We start from the raw sequence: 10,817 nt of genomic DNA on the forward strand, positions 1-10,817 counted from the left end.
TCTCCTTTGCACAATATGTACCTGTTTTAATATTCCGTTCTTGGGGGGGACATAAAAAAGCCCCAAGCATAAGACATGCTTGGGGCTTTTTATCTTTAGACTTTTTATTTTGGAGCAATAAGAGCGTTAGCCTTCAATACCGCGAGATTTTAGGAACTCAGAGTAAGTACCTTTAAAGTCTGTGATTTTACCATCGCGGATTTCGATGATACGTGTTGCTAGCGAGTCTACGAATACACGGTCGTGCGATACGAAGAACAATGTGCCTTTGTACTGCTCTAGTGCCGTGTTCAATGATTCGATCGATTCCATATCCATGTGGTTGGTTGGTTCGTCCATCAGCAGCATGTTTGGTTTGTGCATCATTAGCTTACCAAGCAGCATACGACCTTGCTCACCACCAGACAGTACTTTTACTGACTTCTTAATGTCATCTTGACCAAACAGCATACGACCTAGGAAACTGCGAACCACTTGCTCGTCATCGCCTTCTTGACGCCATTGACCCATCCAATCAGTTAGGTTCAGGTCTTCTTCGAAGTCGTGTGCGTGGTCTTGCGCGTAGTAACCGATGTTCGCGTTCTCAGACCATTTGAACTCGCCAGTACGTGGTTCTAGTACACCAGCAAGTGTGTTCAGTAGGGTTGTTTTACCCACACCGTTCTCACCGATGATTGCAACGCGCTCACCGACTTCAAAAATTGCATTGAAGTTAGCAAACAGGTCGTCTTCAAAACCTTGGCTTAGGTTTTCAACAATCAGAGCATTACGGAAAAGCTCTTTAGACTGCTCAAAACGGATGAATGGGTTTTGACGGCTAGACGCTTTTACTTCGTCCAGTTTGATCTTGTCGATTTGCTTCGCACGTGAAGTTGCTTGTTTTGCTTTCGATGCGTTTGCAGAGAAACGTGCAACGAACGTTTGTAGCTCAGCGATTTGTGCTTTCTTCTTCGCGTTGTCGTTTAGCAGACGTTCACGAGCTTGAGAAGCCGCAGTCATGTACTCGTCGTAGTTGCCCGGGTAAACACGTAGCTCACCGTAATCCAAGTCAGCCATGTGCGTACATACTGAGTTTAGGAAGTGACGGTCGTGCGAAATGATGATCATTGTGCAGTTACGCGCGTTTAGCGTGTCTTCCAACCAACGGATAGTGTCCATATCCAAGTTGTTGGTTGGTTCGTCAAGAAGCATAACGTCAGGGTCTGCGAATAGAACCTGTGCTAGAAGCACACGAAGTTTCCAACCCGGTGCAACTTCACTCATTAGACCGAAGTGTTGCTCCATTGGGATACCCACAGCAAGAAGAAGCTCACCCGCTTTCGCTTCTGCCATGTAACCGTCCATTTCCGCGAACTGAACTTCTAGGTCAGCCACTTTCATGCCGTCTTCTTCGCTCATTTCAGCAAGTGAGTAGATGCGGTCACGCTCTTGCTTCACTTCCCATAGCTCTTTATGACCCATGATTACTGTATCGATTACAGTGAATTCTTCGTACGCGAACTGGTCCTGATTCAGTTTTGCAACGCGCTCGTTTGGATCGTAGCTTACGTTACCGCTTGTTTGTTCAAGCTCACCACTCAGGATTTTCATAAAGGTTGATTTACCACAACCGTTAGCCCCGATTAAGCCGTAGCGGTTACCTTCGCCGAACTTAACTGAGATGTTTTCAAATAGCGGCTTAGCGCCAAATTGTTGAGTAATATTCGCTGTGGAAATCAAAACCTTTACCTTAGCAATTCAAGTTTATTAGGAAAAACCGCGCAACGTTACTGCTTAAGGCTACACACTTCAAGTTTTGTTTTTATTAATTAATGAGAAAAAGCACTCTTTAGCGGACGGATTTTTGAGATTTAGCCAACATAAACCTTGCTAATAATAAGGGCACCTACCCTAACCGACTCAAATTTGAGACAAAAATTCGTCATGACTAAGCATTGACATACCCCATGAAATTGGGTTTATAGTGCGCCCCCATTTATTAATTCCGTACGCTATGCTTTTATTAAACGTCAGTTTTCAAAACAAATCGCAACATTGCACACGGTTAATGGGTAAAACTCGCATATCGCGATAAAGCAACTACACTAACTCTAACCTTATAAGTTTTAAGAGAATTTTATGCATTTCATGGCGCGCATTTTAATGCTAGTCGGTCTCGTGCTTTCTTTACCTGCTCACGCTGAGTGGGAGTACGAATTCCAACCTGAGCCTCAAATACTGCCAGTGGCAAAAGAGATCACTCAGGAGATCAATAAGCTGCCAGAACCTTTGTTTATGTCTGACCAAGACAAACGTAAGGTCAACCAACTGCTCAATGCAGTAATGAACGAGCAGCGCAAACAGACCCTTATCTTTGATAAGCACTTACAGACTTATCGTGAGTCCGGTGAAGACAGCGAATGGTTTGAGACGCAATCCAGCTACCTGACACTGAACAGCCTTGGACAAAGTAAAGAGCGTTTGCTGGAACTGACTGATCCCATCACGCATGACAAACTGACCGGTTTTGGTCCGTACGGTGTGACTCAGTTTAAGCAAGAGTGGCGCCAAACACAGCTTAATGTTGAATACTTAGTGTTCTTCCAGATTCGTGCTTTCAAATCTCTGATCAAGGAGATTCTAATTTCGCCAATCCCGGTCGTTTGGGCTGGCGTCAAAGTGCTGTTCATCTACTTCGGTTTGGTGTGGTGGCTAACCAATAGCAAGCGCATCATCAATCTATTCCGCGAGACTCAACTGGATAACGTCGCTAAGCCGCCAATTTGGGTTCGTTTGATTTGGTATTTCAGCCGTGCGCATAGAGCCATTGCTTGGTTGATTGCCATTACGCTCTCTCTGCGCGTGCTATCAGAAATCCCAAGCTTGCAGCATTTAATCATTCTAGAAATCTTCACTTGGTGGGTTCTGGGTGGTTCAATCGCAATTAGCTTCATCCTCGAATTTGCTTACCGCAACAGTCGCAGTACCAGTAAGGAAGTCATTGCCCTACGCCTTTCGACCATTCGTCGTTACGTATGGAGCGCCATTGTAGCGGGTGTGATTCTGCAAATCTCGATTCGTACTTTGGGTAAAGGCACCATCTACTCTTGGATCTACAGTGCGCTTTTCTTCTGGTTTGTATTGGTGACATTGTCTGTATTGCGCCTATGGCGTAAGAAGGTCTTCGAAGTCACAGAAAAGCTTTCTGACCGTCCGGTTTGGGTGAACTGGTCTCTGCGCCGCAAAGACACTTTGTTCCTAAGTATCATTGGCACTGCGATTTGTGCAGTGTGGATCATGCTACACAGCTCCAAGCATCGTATCGTGGCAATGCTGTCTAACTACACCATGTTTAGCCAAGCGCTGGCGTACTTGTTCCGCATCGAAGTCGCCAAGCAAACGGGCAATAAAGGTGGCGACACCAATCTGGTGAGAATCAAAGGCGAACAAACGTTCGAGTATATCCTCCCTGGTAGCGAAGACAGTGAGTTGGTGGAATACGCTTCTGATGAAATCAAGCTGCTGTCCAAATACCTTCTCACAGACAGCCCTGCGGTTTGCGTTGTTTCCGGTGAGCGAGGCGTCGGTACAACAACCTTCTTGCGCACTATGCTGAGCAAAGTAAAAAATGCAGAGCCAATTTACTTGAACTGCCCTTACGCAGGCTACAGTGAACTACTGTCAGAGCTCGCTCTGCAATTAGGATTAGAAGAAGACGCATCTGAGATTCAAGTGCTATCTGTCCTACGTAAAAGCGACACTTCTTACCTTATTGCGGTAGATAATGCCCAACGATTAGTTAAGCCAATGGTTGGCGGTTTGGGCGACTTGATTAAGTTGACGAACCTACTGCGTCGCTCTAAGAAGAACCATCGTGTTGTCATGGCGATTGAGAAAGCGAGCTGGCGTTTCGTCGACCGTGCTCGTGGCGAACGTTTGTTGTTTGACTGGGTGGCGTTTATGCCGCGCTGGAGTGAAAAACAACTCTCTGCGCTGTTTGATACGCGTATTAACCAGCAGATTGAGAATCCAGTAACGTTTGATGGACTCGTTGTGCCTAAGCAATGGGATCAAGAAGACATCACCGAAGAAGAACGTGCGAAGCAAGGTTTCTACCGTATTCTGTGGCATTACTCAGATGGTAATCCAACGGTTGCGCTACGTTTCTTCCGCCTGTCTCTTCGTCAGAACAAAGAGACGCAACAAGTGGTGGTTCGATTGTTCCACGCACCAGAGTCTCAAGAACTCGAGAAAATGCCGAAGCCAATGCTGGCCGTGCTCCGCTCAATTGTTCAGCTTGAAGTGGCGTCGCCTGAAGAGCTTTCTGAGTGTACTCAGCTAAGTATTGCGGAAGTTATTGGTACTCTGCGCTACTTCCAAAGCCGTGGCTTTATTGAATGGAGCGAAGACAAAGCTCGCGTGTCGGATCACTGGTTCCGTCACATTACCAACGTTCTCGACCGTCAACATTTATTGGTGAAATAACGATGAAAAAACTACTCACCGTATTAGCGTTATCGCTATTAAGCACCTCTGCATTGGCAACTGAAGAGATCGCGAGTGTGGATAATATCTCGCAAATTGCCAGCCTAATTCGCTGGAGCGGCGTGTTCTTCTCTATTATTGTGATTGCATCGACTTGGCTGTTGCTTAAGTTCATGAACTCGATGGTAGAAAATATTGGTAGCCAATTCGTGCAATACCGAATGGTGCTGCAAAAGCTTCAATCTTTCTTGCAGTTCTTTATCTACTTAACCGCTGGTTCTGTCGTGTTTATGATGAGCTTCCGCATTAACGATCAAATACTTGCTTTGATCGGTGGTACGTTAGCGGTTTCGGTTGGTTTCGCATTGAAAGACCTAGCCGCATCCTTCATCGCGGGTATGACGGTGATGGTGGATCGCCCGTTCCAAGTTGGTGACCGCGTCACGTTCGAAGGTAACTACGGCGATATTATTGCGATTGGTTTGCGCTCTGTACGTATGCGCACCCTAACCGATGACATCATTACGATTCCAAACAACAAGTTCTTAAGTGAAGTTGTGGTCAGCGGTAACTATGGTGCGCTGGATATGCAGGTAGTGATTCCGTTCTATGTGGGAATGAATGAAGACATTACGTTAGCGCGTGACTTGATTCAGGAAGCGGCTTCTTCAAGCCGTTATATCCACCTACCTAAGCCAGTAACAGTGCTTGTGAAGCAGACTATTACTGATAACTACTTAGCGATTCAGCTAACGTGTAAAGCCTATGTGGTAGATACCGCGTACGAGAAGCTGTTTGAAACCGACATTACTCTGCGTGTAATGAAAGAGTTCAAGAAGCACGGTATCAATCCTCCGAAGATTGCGGTGCACACCGGTTAATTAGGCATGCTCATTTAGCCGCTAAAAAGAAACAGATACAAAAAGGGTCAGTGATTACACTGACCCTTTTCTTTCCGCGTTAGCTAATCTTAAAAACTGTTAAGCAATATTCATCACCTCAAGCAGTAGCTCGGCTTTCTTTGGCAGATAGATACTGAACGTACTGCCTTTGCCCCATTCCGATTCGGCTTTTAGCTCGCCGCCTGTTTGACTAAGAATACTTTGCGAAACAGAGAGCCCTAGACCTGTACCATCACGCTTAGTGGTATAGAACGGCGAGAAGATACGACTTAAGTTTTCTGGCTTGATACCACAACCTTCGTCGGTGACATGAATAGCTGCGCCTTTCAATTCGCTGTCTTCAATCCAATCTTCACTCACAACGGTTAGCTTACCTTTGCCGTCCATCGCGTGAATGCCGTTCATCTGCAAGTTCACCAGAATCTGCAGCAAGTGATGGCGATTGATCTCGACCGAAGTATGGGCTTGTAGATCAGTGACAAACTCGATGTCGCGCTTTTTAGTGCCGGTTTTAACCAGCGTGATGCTCTCATCAATGATTGGATTCACGTGCTGCCACGTGATTTCGTCTTGTACACCACCCTGACGGCTGTATTGCAGTAGGCTGCGCGTGATATTGCGAATGCGGTCAATTTGAGCGTGAATGGCGTCAATCTCTTCCTGAACGCGGCTTGCTTCTTCACCTAGCTCAAACTGAATCAATTCAACGTTACCCAGAATCACTGCGGTTGGGTTGTTAATCTCGTGGGCGATACCCGCGGTTAACTCACCCAGTGCAGCAAGCTTTTCGTTGACCACAAGCTTGTCACGGGTTTGGTTGAGCAGTTGAATATGAAGTTCGAGTTGTTCGGTCTTGTCTTTCAAACTCGCCGTGCGTTGTTGAACTTTGCCTTCTAGTTGCATGGCAGAGTTCTTAAGTTCGACTTTGCGATCTTCCAAAGCATCGAGCATATTATCGAACTGACGAGCCAATTGAGCCAGCTCATGGTGTTCGTCTAGTCCGAGAGGACCAATACGTTTTTCTTTGCCCAACTGGACTAATTTCACGACTTTATGGATGCGTTCAATTGGACGGAATAAGTCTCGTGAGCCGCGATACACCATCACACCAGAAACTAAGAGCAGCATTAAAGTGATTAAGCTTATCTCGACGATATTGGTCATATACGCTTTGACGAATGGCCACATCAAGTAACCGGTGTAGAGCATCCCAATGACATTATCGTACTGGTCTTTGATTGGTTGATAAGCGGTGATGTACCAAGCATCGTAGACGAAAGCGCGGTCGACCCATTGCTCACCTTCCGCCAATACCTTGTTGTATACCTCAGAACTCACTCTCGTACCGATAGCGCGCCCCAGACGTTGGTCACTATCTAAGGGAACGTTGGTGCTGACACGAAGATCATCCAAAAATACCGTCAGAGTCCCCACTGGACGGAGGGTGTCGTTATCACTCAAATAAATAAGATCACGAATTTGATCGACCAATACCGTGCTGTTGTTAAGCAGCAAACCGCCATCTAAGAAGCCAATTAAGTCGTTCTGTTGGCTGTAAACTGGGATCACAGTTCGACTCACCAAGCCACGCGCTTCCACTCCACCATTCTTTAGAATCGGTACTTCAGCACGTTTGGCGAGTTCGGGGTCTAGCTTTTCCAGCTCTTTTCTGTCGAGAACATCGAAGAAAGACTCGCGCTTAGTTAAATCCATAAAGCGGAATTTGTTTTCCATCGAATTAACACGCTGGAAGGACAAAAAGTCCAAACCGTAGCGTTTTTTCTGCGCAGTCACCCACTTTTGCAACTCTGCTTGTGGGACATTTTGATTCACTCGGGTACGGAAATCATAAGAGTCCGCGAACGATTTGACGTAGTTCGCCTGCTTTTGTTGCAGCAGCGTAATGCTGTTATTAGCGACACCCAAACGCTCCGATACGTCTAACAACGCGTTTTGCCACGTATAGTGAATCGACCAATAGATCGTAATGCCAATAAGGGCTATCAGCGTTAGAAAAATTGGCGCAGATGTCAAAATCAACAGTCGATAACGCACCATGGTTTTGAATCGGTACGTCCATTTAGACAATCCTTTGTGTTGCTGCCAACTGCTACTCGGCATAGTCCTCGTCCTCAGAATCCCACTCTTTGTATTTGCGCTCTAGCGTTTTTCGTGCCACTCCTAAATCTCGAGCCGCTGCCGACTTGTTGCCTTCGTGCAAATTAACCAATTGTTGGATATGCGCTTTTTCCACTTCTTTTAGTGTCCAAGTGTTTGGATAGCCTTCACCAGCGAACTCTTTGCCCTCTTTGAAGGTTGGTAATTCTTCACTGTGTGATACGGTAATGGAAACATTAGGTAAAGCATGACCGCCATTGAGTTCACGCCAGTGATGCGCCGGCGGTTTGCCTAGCAGAATGCAACGTTCAATGAGGTTTTTAAGCTCACGAATGTTGCCCGGCCAATCGTATTCACTCATGGCTTCCATATCTTCATGGGCCCACTTCGGTGCTTGCATACCCAGTTCACTGGTCAGCATATTGCTAAAGTATGGAACCAGTTCAAACAAGTCAGTTTTACGCTCACGCAGAGGGGAAACTTCGATCTTCAACACGTTCAAACGGTAGTAAAGGTCGCTACGGAAGTTACCTTTGTTGACCTCTTCTTGGAGGTTGCGGTTGGTCGCCGCGACAATACGAACATCAATGCTGATTTCACGCTCAGAACCTACCGGACGAATGGTGCGCTGCTCTAATACACGCAGCAGTGATGCTTGCATGGATAAAGGCATCTCACCGATTTCATCAAGGAATAATGTGCCGCCATTGGCTACGCGGAAAAGACCTTCGCGAGATTTCTTAGCGCCTGTAAAAGCCCCTGAGGTATGGCCGAATAGCTCACTCTCTAAAAGCTCTGGTGCAATCGCACCACAGTTAAGTGGGACGAATGGACCTGTTCGACCACTTGCTTGGTGAATGCCTCTCGCAACCAGTTCTTTACCCGTGCCCGATTCGCCTTCCACTAGGACAGATGCGCGAGACGGTGCAAATTGCGTAATCAGCTGTTTGAGCTGACGAGTTTTTTCCGAACCACCAATAATCTCTGAGGTGTTGTGACGCTGATAGTCTCGTTTCATCGCGTATTGCATGCGCTCGTTCAAACGGCGATCCATACAGCGGCTGACCGCTTTCAGCATCTGCTCTAGGTTAAAAGGCTTGAGGATAAAGTCCGACGCGCCAAGCTGCAGTGCTCGAATCGCAATTTCCAAATCCGCGTAGCCGGTCATAAAGATGACATCCGCGCGTTTGTCATCATCTTCAAACGCCTCTTCCCATTCAATCCCTGAACGCCCCGGCAAGTTGATATCCAACAGAATCAAATCATAGTGGCGTGAATTACGTAGCTCTTCCGCTTCTTCAATGCTGCCCGCTGTATCAACTTGCGAAAACAGTTTGCCCAGAGCCTTTTTAAGAATGGCTTGCATACCGAGTTCATCATCAACGACCAGTACTGAAAAAGCGTTGTATTGTTGGTTTGTACTAATATGGGATTGAGTAGACATATTTACCCCAGTTGGATTTGAATGGGACAGAGTGTACCAAGTTTAAACAGAGATACCCTACAAAAAGTGCGACATTTTGTACCAACGCAAATTTTTGTGCAAATAAGTCCATGAATTAGCGCATAAATCAAACATTTTTGGCTTGTAAAATGTTGGCATCTTGTTTGCTATATGGAGTGTCCAAGTGATCTCAGGATGTGGGAGACATCAATGCAATACCATCGCTTCTCACTCCCTCACCCTAAGGTAGCTTGTGATATGAGCGCGCTATGACGCTCTGGCGACTTCTTTAGTAACCCAAGACTTAAGAAGCCAAAGAATCATTGGAAAGGAAACAACTAAAATGAAAAAAATTGCGCTGACTCTAGCTGCAACGTCAATCACTCTTGTAAGCTACTCTGCTTTTTCAGCTCAAGAAGGCGAACACATTCGTCTGGCGACAACAACAAGTACTTACCACTCTGGCTTACTGGACTACCTACTTCCTCAATTTGAAAAAGACACTGGCTATAAAGTGGATATCATCGCTGCTGGTACAGGTAAAGCGCTGAAGATGGGTGAAAACGGCGACGTTGATTTGGTAATGACACACGCACCTAAAGCAGAAGGTGTGTTCGTTGAGAAAGGCTACGGCGTCCTTCCACGTAAACTGATGTACAACGACTTCGTTATCGTTGGTCCTAAAGCTGACCCAGCACAAGTAAAAGACGATGCGTCAGTACTAGACGTATTCAAAGAGATCGCAAACAAAGACGCGACTTTCATCTCTCGTGGCGATGATTCTGGTACACACAAAAAAGAATTGGGCATTTGGGCGCAAACTAAGATGGAACCAAACTTTGGTGGCTACCGCAGTGTAGGCCAAGGCATGGGCCCTACTCTAAACATGGCGTCAGAGATGCAAGGCTACACCATGACTGACCGTGGTACTTGGTTGGCTTACCAAAACAAATTGGATCTTGCGATTCTATTCCAAGGCGACGAAAAACTGTTTAACCCGTACCAAGTGATTTTGGTTAACCCAGAGCGTTACCCAACCATCAACTACCAAGGTGCGAAGGCTTTCAGTGACTGGTTGGTGAACCCACGCGGTCAAGAACTGATCAACGGCTTCCGTCTGAATGGTAAACAATTGTTCGTTGCGAATGCTGAGAGCAAATAACGCAATATGAATCTTGCTGATACAACACTAGAAGCCCTGCGCTTACTGGTGAATTTTGATGCAGACCTATGGGAGATCGTTGCGGTCTCCTTTAGTGTTTCTATTACGGCAATATCTTTGGTGGTATTGCCGTCTATTTTGATGTCTTTTGTCCTAGCCTACACCGACTTTCGTGGTAAGTGGTTCTTGCTGTCCATTGTGAACACCTTACAGGCGGTGCCAACGGTCGTGATTGGTTTGCTACTGTACATGATGCTTTCAAGAGCAGGACCTTTGGGTGATTGGCAAATGCTGTTTACGCAAAAAGCCATGATCTTAGGACAAATGATCGTCTGTTTTCCGGTTCTGGTTTCCATGATGCATGGTGCGCTTCAATCGAGTGACCGTCGCGCAGTTGAAACAGCGATTACGTTAGGTGCGTCAATACCTCGTATTGCTGCTACTATGATCTGGGAGACACGTTTTCCTTTATTGGCGGCCATCATTGCGGGATTCTCACGAATCGTCACAGAGGTAGGCTGTTCAATGATGGTTGGTGGCAACATTATGGGCGTAACCCGTAATATTCCGACTGCCATTGCTATGGAAAGTAGTAAAGGTGCTTTTGCGCAAGGAGTTGCATTGGGAATTGTATTATTATCGTTAGCGTTAGCGCTCAACTTCCTCTTATCGAGCATGAGAGGCAAAGGCTATCTAAGAACATGAAGCAAGCAATCGACTCGCCATC

7 protein-coding genes are annotated in these 10,817 nt (G+C 46.3%); 4 read left to right on the forward strand and 3 right to left on the reverse strand.

Features of this window, described 5'->3' with window-relative positions:
* Positions 1 to 126: 126 nt before the first annotated feature.
* Complete coding sequence (locus KHO06_RS09760) at positions 127 to 1,719, reverse strand: ABC-F family ATPase (protein ID WP_005427581.1); 1,593 nt, start codon at positions 1,717 to 1,719, stop codon at positions 127 to 129.
* Positions 1,720 to 2,118: 399 nt separating this feature from the next.
* On the opposite strand from KHO06_RS09760, the gene KHO06_RS09765 reads away from it, so the two are divergent.
* Positions 2,119 to 4,464: an ATP-binding protein gene (locus KHO06_RS09765; RefSeq protein ID WP_045374022.1), complete on the forward strand. Its 2,346-nt coding sequence runs from the start codon at positions 2,119 to 2,121 to the stop codon at positions 4,462 to 4,464.
* A gap of 2 nt (positions 4,465 to 4,466) precedes the next feature.
* Positions 4,467 to 5,345: a mechanosensitive ion channel domain-containing protein gene (locus tag KHO06_RS09770; protein WP_212581445.1), complete on the forward strand. Its 879-nt coding sequence runs from the start codon at positions 4,467 to 4,469 to the stop codon at positions 5,343 to 5,345.
* Positions 5,346 to 5,444: 99 nt separating this feature from the next.
* Here KHO06_RS09770 and KHO06_RS09775 read toward each other — a convergent pair whose 3' ends face one another.
* Entirely contained in the window at positions 5,445 to 7,487 is a 2,043-nt protein-coding gene (locus tag KHO06_RS09775; RefSeq protein ID WP_212581446.1) for a cache domain-containing protein, read from the reverse strand.
* Positions 7,477 to 8,928, reverse strand: coding sequence for a sigma-54 dependent transcriptional regulator (locus tag KHO06_RS09780; RefSeq protein WP_212581447.1), 1,452 nt, complete (start codon positions 8,926 to 8,928; stop codon positions 7,477 to 7,479). The genes KHO06_RS09775 and KHO06_RS09780 overlap by 11 nt, the downstream gene beginning before the upstream one ends.
* 343 nt (positions 8,929 to 9,271) lie before the next feature.
* Between KHO06_RS09780 and KHO06_RS09785 the strand changes: the two genes are divergently transcribed.
* Together KHO06_RS09785 and KHO06_RS09790 are read left to right on the forward strand one after the other, a co-directional pair.
* The gene (locus tag KHO06_RS09785; protein ID WP_039840902.1) at positions 9,272 to 10,090 is read left to right on the forward strand and encodes a substrate-binding domain-containing protein; all 819 of its coding nucleotides are present in this window, start codon (positions 9,272 to 9,274) and stop codon (positions 10,088 to 10,090) included.
* A 6-nt stretch (positions 10,091 to 10,096) separates the two neighbouring features.
* Complete coding sequence (locus KHO06_RS09790; RefSeq protein WP_005427748.1) at positions 10,097 to 10,795, forward strand: ABC transporter permease; 699 nt, start codon at positions 10,097 to 10,099, stop codon at positions 10,793 to 10,795.
* Positions 10,796 to 10,817: the final 22 nt, after the last annotated feature.

The organism is Vibrio sp. B1FIG11 (assembly GCF_905175335.1).
GTDB lineage: Bacteria > Pseudomonadota > Gammaproteobacteria > Enterobacterales > Vibrionaceae > Vibrio > Vibrio campbellii.